The organism is Weissella confusa (assembly GCA_041871065.1).
GTDB lineage: Bacteria > Bacillota > Bacilli > Lactobacillales > Lactobacillaceae > Weissella > Weissella confusa_A.
Genome location: CP168942.1, coordinates 453,418 through 469,636 on the forward strand (window position 1 = coordinate 453,418; position 16,219 = coordinate 469,636).

19 protein-coding genes are annotated in these 16,219 nt (G+C 45.2%); 16 read left to right on the top strand and 3 right to left on the bottom strand.

Translation table 11 applies throughout. The features are described from left to right. The first annotated feature begins 25 nt into the window (after nt 1-25). The 7 genes from ascB to ACAW68_01930 all read left to right on the top strand — a co-directional run bounded on the left by ascB (nt 26) and on the right by ACAW68_01930 (nt 8,383). Nucleotides 26-1,456, top strand: coding sequence for a 6-phospho-beta-glucosidase (ascB, locus tag ACAW68_01900; protein XGA16342.1), 1,431 nt, complete (start codon nt 26-28; stop codon nt 1,454-1,456). A gap of 121 nt (nt 1,457-1,577) precedes the next feature. Next, nucleotides 1,578-1,940: a DUF1304 domain-containing protein gene (locus ACAW68_01905; GenBank protein XGA16343.1), complete on the top strand. Its 363-nt coding sequence runs from the start codon at nt 1,578-1,580 to the stop codon at nt 1,938-1,940. A gap of 531 nt (nt 1,941-2,471) precedes the next feature. Next, complete coding sequence (locus tag ACAW68_01910; GenBank protein XGA16344.1) at nt 2,472-3,674, top strand: aminotransferase class I/II-fold pyridoxal phosphate-dependent enzyme; 1,203 nt, start codon at nt 2,472-2,474, stop codon at nt 3,672-3,674. A gap of 14 nt (nt 3,675-3,688) precedes the next feature. Then, entirely contained in the window at nt 3,689-4,720 is a 1,032-nt protein-coding gene (locus ACAW68_01915; protein XGA16345.1) for a PTS sugar transporter subunit IIC, read from the top strand. Nucleotides 4,721-4,862: 142 nt separating this feature from the next. After that, nucleotides 4,863-5,615, top strand: a complete 753-nt coding sequence (locus ACAW68_01920; GenBank protein ID XGA16346.1) for an ABC transporter ATP-binding protein — start codon at nt 4,863-4,865, stop codon at nt 5,613-5,615. A gap of 14 nt (nt 5,616-5,629) precedes the next feature. Continuing rightward, nucleotides 5,630-7,417 carry an FtsX-like permease family protein gene (locus tag ACAW68_01925; GenBank protein XGA16347.1) on the top strand — a complete coding sequence of 596 codons (1,788 nt, stop codon included), beginning with the start codon at nt 5,630-5,632 and terminating at the stop codon, nt 7,415-7,417. 228 nt (nt 7,418-7,645) lie between these two features. After that, nucleotides 7,646-8,383 (top strand): HIRAN domain-containing protein, encoded by a 738-nt coding sequence (locus ACAW68_01930; protein XGA16348.1) that lies wholly within the window; start codon nt 7,646-7,648, stop codon nt 8,381-8,383. Between the two features lie 39 nt (nt 8,384-8,422). On the opposite strand, the gene ACAW68_01935 is transcribed toward ACAW68_01930, so the two are convergent. Then, nucleotides 8,423-8,971, bottom strand: coding sequence for a nucleoside 2-deoxyribosyltransferase (locus tag ACAW68_01935; protein ID XGA16349.1), 549 nt, complete (start codon nt 8,969-8,971; stop codon nt 8,423-8,425). Between the two features lie 228 nt (nt 8,972-9,199). Here ACAW68_01935 and ACAW68_01940 point away from each other — a divergent pair, with 228 nt between their 5' ends. From ACAW68_01940 to ACAW68_01950, 3 genes are all read left to right on the top strand, one after another. Further along, nucleotides 9,200-9,394, top strand: coding sequence for a type II toxin-antitoxin system HicA family toxin (locus ACAW68_01940; GenBank protein XGA16350.1), 195 nt, complete (start codon nt 9,200-9,202; stop codon nt 9,392-9,394). A 13-nt stretch (nt 9,395-9,407) separates the two neighbouring features. Further along, the gene (locus tag ACAW68_01945) at nt 9,408-9,812 is read left to right on the top strand and encodes a type II toxin-antitoxin system HicB family antitoxin (protein ID XGA16351.1); all 405 of its coding nucleotides are present in this window, start codon (nt 9,408-9,410) and stop codon (nt 9,810-9,812) included. 126 nt (nt 9,813-9,938) lie between these two features. Beyond that, nucleotides 9,939-10,283: a hypothetical protein gene (locus ACAW68_01950; protein ID XGA16352.1), complete on the top strand. Its 345-nt coding sequence runs from the start codon at nt 9,939-9,941 to the stop codon at nt 10,281-10,283. Between the two features lie 34 nt (nt 10,284-10,317). On the opposite strand, the gene ACAW68_01955 is transcribed toward ACAW68_01950, so the two are convergent. Together ACAW68_01955 and ACAW68_01960 are read right to left on the bottom strand one after the other, a co-directional pair. Next, nucleotides 10,318-10,545 (bottom strand): hypothetical protein, encoded by a 228-nt coding sequence (locus ACAW68_01955; GenBank protein ID XGA16353.1) that lies wholly within the window; start codon nt 10,543-10,545, stop codon nt 10,318-10,320. 75 nt (nt 10,546-10,620) lie between these two features. Then, nucleotides 10,621-10,929: a hypothetical protein gene (locus ACAW68_01960; protein XGA16354.1), complete on the bottom strand. Its 309-nt coding sequence runs from the start codon at nt 10,927-10,929 to the stop codon at nt 10,621-10,623. Nucleotides 10,930-11,027: 98 nt separating this feature from the next. On the opposite strand from ACAW68_01960, the gene ACAW68_01965 reads away from it, so the two are divergent. The 6 genes from ACAW68_01965 to ACAW68_01990 all read left to right on the top strand — a co-directional run bounded on the left by ACAW68_01965 (nt 11,028) and on the right by ACAW68_01990 (nt 16,210). Then, nucleotides 11,028-11,594, top strand: coding sequence for a hypothetical protein (locus ACAW68_01965; GenBank protein ID XGA16355.1), 567 nt, complete (start codon nt 11,028-11,030; stop codon nt 11,592-11,594). Nucleotides 11,595-11,708: 114 nt separating this feature from the next. Beyond that, nucleotides 11,709-12,521, top strand: a complete 813-nt coding sequence (locus tag ACAW68_01970) for an HAD-IIB family hydrolase (protein ID XGA16356.1) — start codon at nt 11,709-11,711, stop codon at nt 12,519-12,521. A gap of 123 nt (nt 12,522-12,644) precedes the next feature. Then, nucleotides 12,645-12,851, top strand: coding sequence for a hypothetical protein (locus tag ACAW68_01975; GenBank protein ID XGA16357.1), 207 nt, complete (start codon nt 12,645-12,647; stop codon nt 12,849-12,851). A gap of 15 nt (nt 12,852-12,866) precedes the next feature. Further along, nucleotides 12,867-13,097, top strand: a complete 231-nt coding sequence (locus ACAW68_01980) for a DUF2922 family protein (protein ID XGA16358.1) — start codon at nt 12,867-12,869, stop codon at nt 13,095-13,097. Nucleotides 13,098-13,220: 123 nt separating this feature from the next. Then, nucleotides 13,221-13,469 carry a hypothetical protein gene (locus ACAW68_01985; protein ID XGA16359.1) on the top strand — a complete coding sequence of 83 codons (249 nt, stop codon included), beginning with the start codon at nt 13,221-13,223 and terminating at the stop codon, nt 13,467-13,469. 1,121 nt (nt 13,470-14,590) lie between these two features. Continuing rightward, nucleotides 14,591-16,210 (top strand): peptide ABC transporter substrate-binding protein, encoded by a 1,620-nt coding sequence (locus ACAW68_01990; GenBank protein XGA16360.1) that lies wholly within the window; start codon nt 14,591-14,593, stop codon nt 16,208-16,210. The last annotated feature ends 9 nt before the right edge of the window (nt 16,211-16,219 follow it).

The following is a 16,219-nucleotide window of genomic DNA, read 5'->3' on the forward strand; positions in this document are numbered from 1 at the left end:
AAGAGAATTAAGGGGAACTGGTTAAATGACTAAGAATGTATTTCCAGAAAACTTTTTGTGGGGTGGCGCAATTGCAGCCAACCAAACTGAAGGTGCTTGGCACGAAGGTGGCCGTGGCACAAGTAACATCGACATGTTGCCAATCGGCGAAAAGCGTATGCCGGTAAAGTTGGGACAAGTGGCACATCCTGAATTGGATGACACGCTTTACTACCCAAGCCACACAGGTATCGATTTTTACCACCGCTACAAGGACGACATTGCGATGTTGGCCGAAATGGGATTGAAGGTCTTCCGTACATCAATTTCATGGAGCCGTTTGTACCCAAATGGTGACGAAACGACACCTAATGCTGAAGGAATTGCATACTACCGTTCATTGTTCGAAACTTGCCGTGAGCACGGGATGGAAGTCTTGGTAACGTTGGCTCACTTCGACGTGCCAATGGGCTTGGTAGAAGGTTACGGTTCATGGCGCAGCCGCGACATGATTACGTTCTTCACACGTTATGCTAAGACATGTTTTGAAGAGTTCGGTGACTTGGTTAAGTACTGGATCACGTTTAACGAAATTAACATCATCTTGCACAGCCCATTCTCTGGTGCTGGGTTGGCCTTCCAAGAGGGTGAAAACCAAAAGCAAGTAACGTACCAAGCTGCCCATCACGTGTTGGTTGCTAGTGCGTTGACAGTTAAGATGATTCACGAAATGTTGCCTGAAGCACAAGTTGGCTGCATGATTGCCGGCGGAAGCTTCTACCCATACACAAGTAAGCCAGAAGATGTTTGGCAATCAATGCTTGATGATCACGACAACACGTTCTTCATTGACGTACAAGCACGTGGTTACTACCCTTCATACATGAAGAGCTTGTTGAAGTCTAAGGGCGTTGACGCTATCGAAATGGCTGAGGGTGACGAAGAAATCTTGAAGAACACGGTTGATTTCGTGTCATTCAGTTACTACGCATCACGTACGTCAGCCCACAACTTGGATGAGTTGGTGGCAAACGAAGGAAACGTGGTTAAGTCAGCCAAGAACCCATACTTGCCAACAAGCAAGTGGGGTTGGGTAATCGACCCACTTGGATTGCGTATTACGATGAACCAATTGTACGACCGCTACCAAAAGCCATTGTTCTTGGTTGAAAACGGTTTGGGTGCGGAAGACGTGGTCGAAGCTGACGGTTCAATCAACGATGATTACCGCATCGACTACTTCCGTGATCACATCAAGGCGATGGCCGACGGAATCGCTGACGGTGTGCCACTAATGGGCTTCATCGCCTGGGGTGTTATCGACTTGGTTGCTGCTTCAACGGGTCAAATGACAAAGCGTTACGGTATGATTTACGTTGACAAGAACAACGACGGATCAGGAACGTTTAACCGCTCAAAGAAGAAGTCATTCGACTGGTACAAGCAAGTTATCGCATCTAACGGTGTAAATCTTTAATAAATTGAACGCAGTGTCTCGCATATGGGGCACTGCGTTTTTATTTTGTCTTGTAACATGTTAGACTAGTGAACTAGTGTAGTGAGATTATGTGGAATAGATTTATTGGGAGATTTATACGATGGTAGGAACGATTTTGACGGTACTGGTCGCACTTGAGGCCTTGTACATTATGGGTTTGGAAATGTTTGGCAAGCCAGCAAAGCAAGCCGAGACATTTGAGCTAGAAGAGGACTTCACGAAGATTCCTGAGGTACGCACGTTATTGGGTAACCAAGGAATTTACAATGGAATGTTTGGTGTGTTGATTTTGTTGACGTTGGTTGTCATTCACGGATCAGCGCAAGACATCATGTTGAAGTTGGAGATGGCGTACATTGTGATTGTGGCTGTTTACGGTAGTTTGACGGCAGCACGCAAAATTATCTTTGTACAAGGATTGCCAGCATTGTTGGCTTTGATTGCCTTGGCATTGAACATCTAAAAATTAAATCCTGGTTTCAAGACATATTATTAGCAAAATAAAAAGGGGGTCTATATACTATAGTTATTCCCCGTGGTAGTTACGCTAATGACTATCTTGTACAACCAGTTGTACAACGCGCCGTAGATATACGGCGCGTTTTTTAGTGCAGTTATTTTTGTTTGTGGTGTGTGTCGGCGCGATAGCGACGACACAGACCACTAACACCGCTCTTCACAAACCCTTCACATCTTAAATTAAATTCTTCATTGACTTAGATTAGAAAAAGATTAGAATAATAAACAATAACAAGTAAGGGGAAGCAAAAATGATGATTAATGCAAAGACAACAATTGCAAACTCATATTACTTTTGGTTTTTTGGATAGCTATCCGAATCAAACCAAAAGCATTTTTGCATGGTTCTCGGATAGCGGTAAACTTCCCAGGACCAAATACACAACCTGAATTGTTAGGACAACAATAGGTTATGAGGTTACTGGGTGGTTTCGAAATGAAATCGCCCAGTTTTTTAATTTTAAGGAGTTCGGTTATGCCACACATGAAAGCAACACTAGCAAATCGCTTGAATCAAGATTTGAAGAAGATTCAACCTAATGAAATTCGTGCATTTGATATGCAAGTTAGTCAAATCCCTAACATCATCAAGTTGACGTTGGGGGAGCCTGATTTTGATACACCTGAAGTTGTGAAGCAAGCAGCGATTGATAGTATCGCTAACAACGATTCACACTACGCACCAGGTAATGGAACAGTGGCCGTTCGCCAAGCTGCAGCACATTTCTTGTCAGATCGTTACGATTTGCAATACGATGCGATGACAGAAATTGCCGTGACGGTTGGGGCAACGGAAGCTATCTACGCTTCTTTGACGGCTGTCTTGAACCCAGGTGATAAGGTCTTGATTCCAACACCAACGTTCCCACTGTACGATCCCATCACATTGATGAATGGTGGTGAGCCAGTTCACTTGGATACAAGTGCTACGGACTTCGTTTTGACGCCGGAGATGTTGTCAGCTGCGATTGCCGAACACGGTGATGCGATTAAGGCAATTATTCTAAATTACCCTGGTAACCCAACTGGGGTGGCGTACTCATCTAAGCAATTACTAGAGTTGGCTGCCGTGTTGGCTGACACTGATATTATTGTGATTGCTGATGAAATTTATTCAGAGTTGGCTTACGACAGTGAGCACCGCTCAATTGCCACGTACTTGCCAGAACAAACGTTGGTCTTGAACGGGGTATCGAAGTCACACGCGATGACGGGTTACCGAATCGGCTTTATTGCGGGTCCAGCAGAGTTGATGCGTACGGTGGGCATGGTGCACCAAATGACGGTGACGACACCATCCAACCCAGCAATGGCCGCTGCGACGGTGGCGTTAGGAACCGAAGCTGGCCGTCGTGCAACCTTGGAAATGAAGTCAGCTTATCGTAAGCGTCGTGATTACGTGGTTGCCCAAATGCGTCGCGCCGGCTTTAACGTCATGACGCCAGATGGTGCCTTTTATGTCTACGCTGGTATTCCAGCAACGCATAACACAAACGATCGTGAATTTGCGTTGGCCTTGGCTGAAAACGCAGCGGTCGCAGTAATTCCAGGTTCTGTCTTTGGACCAGGTGGGGAAGGCTACATTCGTTTGAGCTATGCAACGAGCGACGCGCAACTACAAGAAGCGATGGCGCGTATTCAAAATTACATGCAACAAGTGCAAGAAGTCAGTGAATAAGGATGGGGATACTTATGAATAATGTGAAACAATACATGCTTGCTGTTTTGAACGGTAATGCATTGGCAATTATGGTTGCCTTGGTACCAGCTGCGTTGGTGAATCAATTGTTAGGTGCCATGCCACAAAATGGGGTGGTCACATCATTGGCGATGATGGTTACGTTGGCGCAAAGTGCGTTGCCGTTGATTGCTGCGTTTGCGGTGGGAACGATGTTGAAGTTGGGCATGATGGAGACGGCGTCAATGGCTTTGGCCACGTTGGCTGGCTCAGGCGTAACGACATTTAAGGATGGTACCTTCACGTTGGCTGGTTCAGGTGTTATCTTGAACGTGATGCTAACAACGGCGGTGGCTGGTTTGGTTGCGATGGGTGCAACCAAGGTACTTGGCCAATTGCGTGTCGTATTTGAGCCGTTGATTGTCTTGGTTGTTGCTGGTGGTATCGGATTGATGACGTTGCCAGGGATGGTTGCTGTCCAAGCAGCCGTTGGCCAAGTTGTTGCCTCAGCGACAGCCGCTGCGCCATTGGTGATGGGAATCTTGCTCGGTGTCATCTTTGCTTTGTTGATTGTGTCACCAATGTCTTCAGTTGGTATCGCAACGGCCATCGGTTTGGTGGGTATCGGTTCAGGTGCTGCCAACGCTGGTATCGTCGCAGCTGGTTTGACGTTGGCGGTTATGGGCGCATCAGTTAACTCATGGGGTGCCACAACCGCGCACTTTATGGGATCACCTAAGATTCAAATGGCGAACTTGTTGTCACGACCAAAGCTATTCTTGCCAGTCGTTATTGCCGCAGCTATCTCAGGTGGGGTTGCCTCATTGATGATGGTTGAAGGAACAGCCTTCTCAGCCGGATTCGGTATGGCTGGCTTCATCGGACCTTTGACGGCGATGACAGAGTCTACGGGGAGCGCCTTGGTGGTCCGCGTGTTGGTTGCCTTTGTCGTGGTACCACTAGCGGCTGCCTTCTTGATGAAGTTGATCTTTATCCAAAAGACACAATTGATTAAGGCAGAAGAATTGAAGTTGCCAGAAGTTTAAAAGTCACGGAGGCGTCGAGCAATCGACGTCTTTTTTACTGGAGAAAATTATTGAAATGGACATATTGTTTTGACATCTTATATTGTACGTTGTATAGTATTGTTTGTAACATGAATGAAACATGAGATTGGGGATTAAGAACATGACAGAACCGGTATTGATTGCAAACAAGTTGAACAAGACTTATACCAGTGCAGCTGGGGTAGACCAACACGTCCTTAAGGATTTATCTCTTACGGTGCCACAAGGGGAGTTTGTGGCCATCATGGGACCTTCAGGATCAGGAAAGTCGACGCTGTTGAACGTCCTTTCTACGTTGATGAAGCCAACGACTGGCGAAGTCATGATTAACAACAAAGATATTTTGCACATGACAGATGATGAAATCGCAAACTTCCGTGGTCGCGATATGGGATTCATCTTCCAAAGCTATAACTTGATTGAAAGTTTGACGGTTAGCGAAAACATTGCGTTGCCACTCACTTTGCAAAAGACAAAGCCTGCCCAAATCAAGGCAGCGGTTCAAAAGGTGGCCGATTTGCTTCACATCAGCGAGTACTTGAACAAGTACCCAGCTGAGTTGTCAGGTGGACAACAACAACGTGTTGGAGCAGCCCGTGCCTTGGTACACGAGCCAGCCTTGATTTTTGGAGACGAGCCAACCGGAGCGCTTGATTCTGAAAATGCCCGCGAAATGATGAACTACCTAACAAAGATTAATGACGAACGTGATATTTCAATCGTGATGGTAACGCACGATCCGTTCTCAGCATCATTTGCATCACGCATTCTATTCTTGACTGATGGACAAATCACGAAGACGTTGACGCGCGATGATCGTTCACGCGAAGACTTCTATAACTACGTGTTGTCTGAACTGGGTAACTTTGAATAAGGGGGCGGACAACCATGTTTTCTATTGCAATGAAGTCACTCCGCTCAAAGTGGCGTGACTATCTCGTACTATTTGTCGGCCTAATGGTGTCAGCAGCAATCTTCTACATGTTTAGTGCAATTGCATTGAACAAGGAATTCTTGCTGGCTAACTCAACGACTGCGATTATCGTCCTCGTCTTTACGATTGGTGAAGTCTTACTCGGGTTGATTACATTTGTCTATTTGAATTTTGCGAACGGCTTCTTGTTGCGCTTGCGTCAGGCTGAATATGGTTTGATGTCAATGCTCGGTGCGAAGCGTAAGCAAATTGGGATGATGTTGATGCAAGAAACACTTGCATTGGGAATCATCTCAACGGTAATTGGAATTGTTGCTGGAATCGCTTTGACGTCATTCAGTGGCCAATTCTTGATGGATTTGTTGGGCTTGCAACTAGCTCACTGGACGGGCTTCTCATTACAAGCCATCTTGGTAACCTTGGCATTCTTTGTGGTCTTGTTCTTCTTGAACGGCTTGTACAACAGTGCTCGTTTGAGTCGCCAAGATACGTTGACGTTGTTAACGGCTGACAAGCAAGTTAAGCAACCAAAGCGTCGCAAGATTTTGGATCCACTACTTGGTTTGATTGGTTTGGCCTTGTTGATTGGTGGTTATGCCATGATGCCAAATGTTTTGAGCATGGGTATCACAGGATTCATCTTGATTTTGATTATCAATGTCTTGGGAACGTTCTTCTTCGTGAGTCGTTCATTGAAGATGTTGACGTACGCCTTGCGTGGTTCACGTTTTAACAGCCGCGGCTTGCGTTCATTCTTGAATGGTCAATTGATGTTCCGCTTACCTGATTACCAACGCTTGTTGACGGTATTGTCAGTCATCTTCGGTTTGGCACTTGGGGCGATGTCAGTTGGACAGGGATTCTACCGTGCATTGCCAGAACAAGCACAATCTAGCCAGCCTTACACGGCAGCTTATACAACGAACGCTGACGTGAAGGACTTGAAGAACATCAAGTGGCAAGCAACTTATCACTACGTTAAGGGTGCTGATAAGGTTGTTTACTTTGATGGGGATGAGATTAATGCACACCACATCCCAACGATGATTTATGACGGGGTACCTAACAGCACGCCAAAGGTTAAGTGGATGTCTGGGGATGAGATGATTCAAAACCCAGACACGACGACGGATACGTTGATTGGCTTGGCAAACCAAATTAACGGTGTGCAATTTGATTCAAAGGCTGTGGTCCTTGCTAACGCGGATGAGTTGGCAGAAAAGGGAACGGTTAAGTCAGCTGAACTGGTGAAGGTCGCTGACTTGCACGAGAACGAAACGGTCTTGGTCAAGAACGCTGAACGTGAAGCAAAGGCTTTGGATTCAACGGTACAAAAGTTGTCAGGATCATACGGTTTCTATGCCTTGGCAAAGAGTTACTTTGGCGGCTTTGAGTTTATGGGAATTTTCTTGGGAATTGGTTTCTTAGCAATGTTGGCATCAACTTTGATGTTCAAGGTGTTGTCTGGTGTTGCTGATGATAAGCGTCGTTACCGTATTCTAACGATGATTGGAACAAGCGAACGTCAAGTGACAATGACGGTTGCGAAGGACTTGGGAACCCTGTTCTTTATTCCATTAATCATTGGACTGCTTGACGTTGTATTTGGATTGAATATGTTCAAGGCAATTTTGAGTGATCCATACGTTGGCTTCGTTCCCTCACTAATCGGCATTTTGGTCTTGTACTTAGCGTACTATTTCTTGACGGTTGTGATTTACCGTCGTTTGATTAAGGCCTAGTTCTAAAAATGTTCATGTTTTTTTGACGGTGGATAAGGTATAATATAAGTATTCGAAATGCTGTGGAGTAAATGACAATAAAAACATTTTATTGAGACATCTACGACACCTAAAAGGCGGCTACCTAAACGCGCAAGGTAGCCGCCTTTTTCTGTGCAAGCAAAGAACTACAGCAAAAGGTCGTTCCATGGTATGATTGCGAAAATAGCAGTATTCGGGGGTGCTGATATGAGACTTGAGACAGAAATTAATTCGACGATTCAAGGAATCGACATTACCTTCAATGAGTATGGGTCTGAGACGACAATCAGTTTATTCAGAACGGTGCTTGGCGAGGGTGTACTACGATTTGTTGGGCCAAATAGTGAGCGTACGGTCGTTCTGACCGCAGAACAGTATCTAGATTTTATTAACTACGTGTATTTGCCGGCCAATGTTGCTGAGTGGCATTCAGTGCCGTGGGCATTTGAGGCCGAGACTTGGTGGCGTGTGATGATTCACGACGGTGACAAGAGCAAAAACATGCGCGGTAGCGAAGAACAAGAAGGGTACGCCCACTTTAAAAAGTGGTTGGAACTGTGGTTGGCAGGATTTGATATTGAGCTAGGCAATATTATCTACAAGCCAATTGAGGTTATCTATGAAGACGCAGTTCATTTGCGTACGCTACCGGTTGTTGGCTATGCATATCTCACTTACAAAGAACGGTCGATTTACGATGGCCTAGTCGAAGACGGCATTGTGGATGATGCAGCGCCACAAGTTGACTTGGTTCGTGAGCCAACGAATGCGCATGATGAAAATGCCATTTTAGTTTTGTATAAAGGCATAAAGCTAGGGTACTTGCCTAAGAATAACAACAAAATTTTGGCGCGCTTGATGGATGGTGGCGTCAAACTGCAGGCGCAAGTGAAACCAGACATTGATGACGAAAAAGTTTGGGTGTCAGTTTCGTTGGCAAAGTAAAAACCAGAGGATTGTGTGTCCTCTGGTTTTTTCGTGTTCTTACAAGATTGATCCAACCCACTTCTTCATTGCGATGTTAGTGAAGTCGAACTTTTCCAAAGCTTCAAAGCCTTCAGTTTCCAAATCAACGTTTGAAACGGCACCGTATGACAACATCAAGTTAACTGGGTGCACGTTACGATCACCAACCGTTACCAAGATAGCAGGCTTGTTTGAAGCCGTCATGTAGCCGATTTCGAAGGCCGTACCTGAATCAGGGTCAGCAGCGTCGATGAAGGCAACAATCAAATCAGCGTTGTTCATTGCCGTGATGTCAGCCTTGTACGTCATCGTTCCCCATTCGAAGTCAGGCTCAAAATCACCATCAGCTTCGATAACTTGACCACCGTATTGGTTCAACAATGGTACGTAGATATCGTTAATCGTAGGGTTGGCCTTCAATGCTTGGTATCCTTGCATCAAAATGTTTTGTTGTTCTTCGTTGAACCAACCAGCGCCCAAGTAAATGTTGCGCGTGCGTTGGCCAACCTTTTCACTAGCTTCAGCGATTTGAGCAAGCTCAGCAATCAATTGGTGTTCAGTAAGCATTAGAAATTCCCCGTGTTTCTTTGTTTGTAACCAGGATACCAAATTTCCGTGACGATTTTATGAATGTTGGAAATCAGGATATTCATTGAAAGAGACTTTTAAAAACATACGCAAAACTGAAAAAGTTTCCACTGTTCTATCGCAACTAATACAGGTAGTCTGGAAAAGCAGCAAAAGACAACACTGTATTTTATACACAATCTTGTGTATAATTCTAAGGGAGGATACATGCCTAAATCAGTACGCGTGATGATTAAGTATTTGCAGCAAAATGGATTTGTTGAAGTACGTCAGAATGGTAGTCATAAGCAATTTAAGAACTATCGAACGGGAAAGAGCGTGGTGGTTCCTTATCATACTGGGGGAAAAGAATTAGGAACAGGACTTGAGCGAGCAATTTTGAAGCAAGCTGGCTTAGATTAATAAGGAGATTAGGATGGCGACAAAGAACACATTACTGTTTTATCCAACCGTTTTCTTAACAGAAGATGATGGTCAAATTACGGTTCGAGTCCCTGATGTTGGGGTGGCTACTATGGGTGCGGATTACCAAGACGCAATTGCGATGGCGCAAGAAGCGGTAGGGTTGGCTTTAGAAGAGGAAACTAGTTATCCGGATCCATCTACGCCGTTGGATGTTACGTTGGAAGAATGGGAAGCACCTGAAAATGTGCAAGTTATGATTGTGGCATATGATTTAGCGGAATATCGACGACATGTCTCTAAGACAGTGCGACGAAACATTTCGATTCCAGAGTATTTAAACAATATTGCTAAAAAGAACAACATTAACGTTTCTAAAGTAGCGACAGAAGCACTTGAACAAATTGTTTTCGGATAACTATGAGAAAGCTTGATAAGTAATAAAATGCGATAGCTGAATAAACTATCGCATTTTTTGTTGTTTGAAAATTAGGTATAATCGTGCTATATTAAGTTTAACTTAATCGTAAAGAGGTAGATGCATATGGCAGATAAGCAAACTGAATATCGTATTTGGCACGGACGATTGTCATCTATGTTAGAAGGGGAAATTGAAGACATTAGATATGACGCGTTTAATGAATTTGATGCCAAAGTTGCAAGCGGATTGATTCCAGTGTTGGCGTTTAAGACAATGCAACGTGATTTTGTGTTGCCGATTATTCGTGATCACGGTCTGGATATGAGTGATTTTTATGATGCGGAGGCTAGTGTATTGGGGGCTGCGTCATTGTCAGATATCCGTTTCTGGGCTGGCTTGGCAAAGAAAATCGGTGTGAGTGCTACCAATGGTAACTGGCGCGCACGTGACAACCGCATGTATGTATAAAAAAATACACCCCAAGATTGAGGTGTATGATTCACTAATTCTTCTTAACAGCATCGCCGTAAGCGGTGTAGTTTTCATCGCCCATCAAGCGAACGTTTAATACTTCATCAGCGCCAAGCTTGTCAGCTTCCTTGGCCAAATCGGCTAGTGCGCCGGTGGGTGACATGGCGATTGATGTGACGATTTGAATTGCCTCAAACCCGGCTGGAATATCACCGACCGTCATTGGCAGTGAAAAATCTTTGTTTCCGAAAAGTCCCATAGTCGTGGACCACCTTTCTTCCTAATTGTTGCCTTCATTATACAAATTCCGGTACCAAAAAGGGTGGCTGGTGTCTTAGCGCGAAACTGCGATTTCTAGCGTGACGTCAATTTCACGACCCAAGGCATCATAGTGGCCATAAGTTGGGTAGGTGGCAAAGAAGCCAATTGCAGTTGGCGTGTCATCTGACAATTGGGCGGTCAGGTCACGAATTAATTGTTGCGTTTCCGCCAAGTCGAAGGGGATGTCGCGAATATCAGCATCCAACTCGACAGCTCCAAGAAAACCATCGATATCATTATCGGTGAACAAAGGCTCACGTTCATAAAGGTAGGTATAAGTCATGCGGTTACCATCCGTCTGATTTTTAGTTAGTAAAGCCATTATAGCCCACTTTAGCCAAGGGTGCTTAATTCTGAAGAAATAAGCGCTTACATGGTAAAATGTAAGTACAAAAGAACGTGACTACGGAGGAAATGATTATGGTTGATGTTGCACACCAAGAAGCAATTGAGCAAGTTATTTTGAACTTGAAGGCCCAGGTGGCTGGTTTGAACCAACAAATCGAAGCCTTGTCTAGCTTGCTTGAAATGAAGACAGAAGATGTTGATATCCACGATGTGCCAGGTCAAATTAAGCGCGCAGCCGCAGCGGTGGCTGGTACTGATCACTTGAACATGATTTTGGTTCGTGGTGAAAGCTACGAGATGCGTGAGCGCATGATTAAGGAAGCGTTGGATTCAGAAGTTCACGTAACTGGTGTTGAGCAATTTGTTGAGGACTACGAAGCCGGCTTGCGCGGTGGCCAAGTTGGTACACAAAAGTTCAAGGACACATACGATGGTTACGAAGTATTGGTTATTGAAAACTTGGAGCAACTGGCTGGAGATAAGCCTAAGCTACAAGAACAACTCTTTGATCGCGTTTACCAACGTTCAGAAGAAGGCAAGTTGACCATCTTGTCAGGAAACGCAGCGTTCATTATCGGAAGTGAATCAGAAGAATATCTACACATGTTGAGTTTGGGAAAGAACGTCTTCGTGGGTTAATGATTAAGGGGGATATGCCAAATCGGCGTATCCCTTTCTTGTATCATTCAAATATTCTTGTCATACTAGTACCGAGGGAGCGGAGGAAAGCATAGAAAGACAGGGGGACTTTTGATGGCATTTCCAAAACTAATTGCAGTTGACTTGGACGGCACTTTCTTTGATAAGCACCAACAAGTGAATGCACACAAATTTACGAAGCTACTGGATTACTTGGACGAACGCGATTATCATTTTGTAGCAGCGACGGGTAATGATCGCGCGACGGTGGACCGCTTTTTGGCACCGTTCGTAGGGCGCTTTGATTACGTCGTGCAAAATGGTGGCCAAGTCATCACAAAGGACAACAAGGAACTGGCCTTGCACAGCTTGTCGCGTGAGCACATGGAAATCGCGATGAAGGCGGTGGCAGAATCACCATTGTCACCGGGCCATGGCAATGTTTATAGCACTGCGACGAATGGCTACATGCTACGTGCTGATCAGGGTCAAGGTGAGCTTTATCACCACATGGTCGCTGAGTTCCCAAACTTGATTTTCATCGACAGCTTGGATGAAATCACGGAACCGGTCGTGAAAATCATTGTGAATTGGCCGGAAGTACACGCGGAAGCCTTTATGGCCCAGCTAAACCGTGAGTTAGCTGGCACCGCACACGTGACCACGTCAGGGTTCGGCATGATTGATATCGTGGCACCGAATATCAACAAGGCGGTCGGTCTAAAAGAACTCGGTGCTTATTATGGTATCGAACCGGCAGCGATGGCAGCGTTTGGGGATGGCGGTAACGACATTGAAATGCTACGTCTGGTTGGCCACCCCTTTGCGATGACCAACGCAGCTCAGCCGTTGTTGGACGAGTTCCCACCAACGGTTTCAGATAATAACCATGATGGTGTCTTGGATACAATCGGGACATGGCAATAACCAAAATTGGACGGCTTGAAAAAGTCGTCCTTTTTATATGCGACAAAACGGCTCACTCATTTCGTTAGTATAGGTGTCGACAAAAGCAGGTGGCCACCTAAATGAATTTGGAGGAATGACGAAATGACGGGACAAATGAAGGTACGATATGTGACGAAGGCAGCGGAGACGGAAGTTGAATACGTCCGCACGTTCAACGTAAAGGTTGGTACGACGGACGAACAACTGCGTCAACTTGGTCAGGTTATCGTGAACCTTGGTGTTGAAACGGATATCGTATCGATTTCGGCGACGGAAGTGAATGCGTATGATGCAGGTTTGACAGAATAATCGGAGGTAGTGAACATGAAGACGTTGGATTTGGTATTTGAGGGGAAGTTTGCAAAGGTTGCTGGTGCGAAGGTGCATTTGAAGATGGTGAACATTGATCCGGATTTGACGCCCGACCGTGTGAAGGCTGCTATGGCGGAGTTGGCATCATTTGATTTCTTGGTAGACGCCAACGGTGTGCCAATTTATGGCATGCCATTGGGCGCCAATGTGATTGAGACAACGACAGAAGAATTGGTTGCATAATTGTTAAAAAGGACCGGTCTGAATAGACCGGTTCTTTTCGTATAGGGTGTAAAGCTAGGCAGAAGTGGGATAAAAACGGTATAATTTACTTTATGAAAGTGAAACTTACGAGAGAGGCTCAAGATGGTAACTGTAATTAAGCGTTATGAAGACGCACAAGTGATGGCGTTTGATTATTTCATCGAAGCCCACCATGATGTTTACGAAGATACTGGTCACATTGTCATGAAGTCAAATGGTGACATGGCAACTTGGCGTGCGGTTAATGATGGGGATGAAACTTATCTTAAGACAGCGCTAACGGCGTTGTTCGAGCGCCGTGACGAAAACGGTGGTGTCTACCCAGAACAAGTTGGCGCAGCAACTGCCTAGCGGGAGATTTAATCGAGCGGAAATTCTTGGCGACGAAATCGGCTAATCTTATCCCTCGTTTAAGTTTGGCGCCTTAATATGGCACGTGTTGAGAGGGAAACTCCTCAGCATGCCCATAGCAAACAACTACTCATACTGTTCAAGGCCCCACCTTGAACAACCCTACTCCTAAACAATTAGCGGACATCCGTCTGCTAATTCCAAACGTCACTGGATTGCCCGTCCGGTGGCGTTTTTTGTTGGAACAAATAGAAAATCAAAATTTAAGCTACGTTTCAGGAACCATTATTAATCCTTTAAGGTTTCGGCCGTATTATTAATCATGTCGAAAGGGGATAACCCTTACGACGCGAAACCCATAGCAATGAAAACATACTCCTGTTTTAAGGTTGATATCTTAAAACAATCCTACTCCTTATATGAATAACGAACAGATCGCTGATCGCCCAATCAGCTAGATCCGAAAACGCCACTAGTATCCCAGCTAGTGGTGTTTTTGTTTGGAAGAACTGGAGGGACTGATGATGACCGAAAATTAAGCTAACTTTCAGCCTCAGTTATTTCTGAGTTAAGGTTCCGGCTATATTATTAATCATGTCGAAAGGGGATAACCCTTAAGACAAGAAACCCATAGCAATCAACATACTCATACTCCCTTGTCTGAGAATCCCATCGAAGACAATCTACTCCTTAAAAATAACGAATAGATCGCCGACCTCCCAATCGGCTTGATCCGAAAATGCCACTAGATTTCCCACCTAGTGGCATTTTTGTTTGGCGTAAAACGTTTAATTAAAATTAAATTAGAAAATGGTGTTGACATTATCATTTAGGTTCGCTATTCTTAACACATCAAATAAAGCAGGAGGCATTATCATGAACAATTCAGTACACACAACAGCATATTCAGTTAATGCCTTTACGTCATTCGCGTTTTTCTTTTTTAAGAAGCGGTGAATGATGGCTTTTAAGCAAGCTAGCTTTCACCGCGATAGGTGAAGGCTAGTGGATTATTCGATTTTACACACGAGTAACGACTAGTATCTTCCGGATGGATACTGGTCGTTTTTTATTTTGACTAAAGCGCTTTAGTAACTCGCCAAACCATGAGGAGTTACGACATGAACACAAAGACACTAGCATTGATGACACTTGCAACGGCAACGCTTGGATGGATGGTTACACCGGCGGGGGATGTTGCAGCATCAGACAAGATTATTAATTGGACGCAATCAGCCGACTTGAGCACACTTGATCCATCTCGTGCGCCAGATGTGGCTTCATCACAAATTATCGACCAGTCAGGGCAAGGTTTGTACCGCGCTGGTAAGAACAATGAACCAAAGTTGGCGGATGCCAAGAAGGTCACTGTCTCAGAAGACGGTAAGACTTGGACAATCACCTTGCGTGACAACCTGAAGTGGTCAAACGGCGACCCCGTGACGGCGCAAGATTACGTCTACGGGTGGCAACGGACGATTGACCCAAAGAACGCCTCAACGTCAGCTAACTTGATGTATAACATCGAAAACGCCAAGGCACTCAATACCGGCGAACAAACTGACTTGTCAGCGCTAGGTATCAAGGCACTTGATGATAAGACGTTGCAGATTTCACTGGTTGCACCCGAACCAATGATGGCCAAGATTCTAACGGAAAAGGGCTTTTATCCACAAAACCAAGCTTTCGAAACTAAGGTGGGTGACAAGTACGGTTCAACGGCAAAAGACACGCTCTATAACGGTCCTTTCAAGGTCGTGGGTTGGAATGGGTCGAACAAGTCATACCGCTTGGTGAAGAACAAGTACTACATTGATGCCAAGAAAGTGAAGCCAAAGGAGATTCACTTCCAAACGGTGACCGAGTCATCAACGGGGTTCAACTTGTACCAATCAAACAAGGTCGATTACACCGAGTTGTCAGCAACGCAAATCAAGGGTGTGAAGAGCAAGGCTGGTTATCACCAAATCAAGCAAGCGCGTACGCAATATTTGGCCTTCAACGTGAAGACAGGCATCTTGTCTAACCAAACGGCTCGCCAAGCGATTCAACGTGCCATCAACAAGGCTGCGATGGTGAAGAACGTTATGTCTGATTCAGCAACGATGAGCAAGACGTTTACACCAGTTGGCATTGTGACGGATCCGAAGACGAAGACTGATTTTGCGAAGGTGAATGCGGTTAAGAACACGGGTTACAGCACCAAGGAAGCTAAGCGCCTTTGGCAAAAAGCAATGAAGCAAGAAGGACTTAAGAAGACGTCACTAACTTTGTTGGCTGACAATGATGATTCATCAAAGAACCAAGCCCAATTCTTGCAGTCACAACTAGAAAGCCACTTGCCAGGGTTGCAAGTGACGGTGAAGACGCAACCAAAAACAGCCCGTGTGAAGGCCATGTTGTCATCACAATTCGAGATGGTTTTGGTGGGATGGAACGGCGATTACGCTGATCCACTAGCGTTCTTGGCTAACTGGCAAACAGGGGCCACGGCCAACTTTGGTAATTGGACTGATGAGAAGTACGATGCTGCGTTGACGGCAGCCCAAACAACAGACGTGATGGACAACGAAGCCCGCATGGCTGACTTGGGACGTGCCGAGAAGATTTATCAAACGCAGGTACCAGCAACGACACTATTCGATGTGACAAATTCAGTGATGATTAACCCTAAGGTAACTGGGGTTCAGATTAATACAGTCGGCGCAACATTCGACTTTACAAAAGCAGTTAAGAAATAATACGTGGGG

Bases quoted from the DNA above. Each gene is read 5' to 3' on its own strand.
- ACAW68_01950 (XGA16352.1), top strand. From the start codon at position 9,939: ATGGCAGATAAGCAAACTGAATATCGTATTTGGCACGGACGATTGTCA.
- ACAW68_01985 (XGA16359.1), top strand. From the start codon at position 13,221: ATGGTAACTGTAATTAAGCGTTATGAAGACGCACAAGTGATGGCGTTT.
- ACAW68_01975 (XGA16357.1), top strand. From the start codon at position 12,645: ATGACGGGACAAATGAAGGTACGATATGTGACGAAGGCAGCGGAGACG.
- ACAW68_01920 (XGA16346.1), top strand. From the start codon at position 4,863: ATGACAGAACCGGTATTGATTGCAAACAAGTTGAACAAGACTTATACC.
- ACAW68_01940 (XGA16350.1), top strand. From the start codon at position 9,200: ATGCCTAAATCAGTACGCGTGATGATTAAGTATTTGCAGCAAAATGGA.
- ACAW68_01955 (XGA16353.1), bottom strand. From the start codon at position 10,545: ATGGGACTTTTCGGAAACAAAGATTTTTCACTGCCAATGACGGTCGGT.
- ACAW68_01970 (XGA16356.1), top strand. From the start codon at position 11,709: ATGGCATTTCCAAAACTAATTGCAGTTGACTTGGACGGCACTTTCTTT.
- ACAW68_01905 (XGA16343.1), top strand. From the start codon at position 1,578: ATGGTAGGAACGATTTTGACGGTACTGGTCGCACTTGAGGCCTTGTAC.
- ACAW68_01935 (XGA16349.1), bottom strand. From the start codon at position 8,971: ATGCTTACTGAACACCAATTGATTGCTGAGCTTGCTCAAATCGCTGAA.
- ACAW68_01945 (XGA16351.1), top strand. From the start codon at position 9,408: ATGGCGACAAAGAACACATTACTGTTTTATCCAACCGTTTTCTTAACA.
- ACAW68_01965 (XGA16355.1), top strand. From the start codon at position 11,028: ATGGTTGATGTTGCACACCAAGAAGCAATTGAGCAAGTTATTTTGAAC.
- ACAW68_01925 (XGA16347.1), top strand. From the start codon at position 5,630: ATGTTTTCTATTGCAATGAAGTCACTCCGCTCAAAGTGGCGTGACTAT.
- ACAW68_01990 (XGA16360.1), top strand. From the start codon at position 14,591: ATGAACACAAAGACACTAGCATTGATGACACTTGCAACGGCAACGCTT.
- ACAW68_01910 (XGA16344.1), top strand. From the start codon at position 2,472: ATGCCACACATGAAAGCAACACTAGCAAATCGCTTGAATCAAGATTTG.
- ACAW68_01960 (XGA16354.1), bottom strand. From the start codon at position 10,929: ATGGCTTTACTAACTAAAAATCAGACGGATGGTAACCGCATGACTTAT.
- ACAW68_01980 (XGA16358.1), top strand. From the start codon at position 12,867: ATGAAGACGTTGGATTTGGTATTTGAGGGGAAGTTTGCAAAGGTTGCT.
- ascB (XGA16342.1), top strand. From the start codon at position 26: ATGACTAAGAATGTATTTCCAGAAAACTTTTTGTGGGGTGGCGCAATT.
- ACAW68_01915 (XGA16345.1), top strand. From the start codon at position 3,689: ATGAATAATGTGAAACAATACATGCTTGCTGTTTTGAACGGTAATGCA.
- ACAW68_01930 (XGA16348.1), top strand. From the start codon at position 7,646: ATGAGACTTGAGACAGAAATTAATTCGACGATTCAAGGAATCGACATT.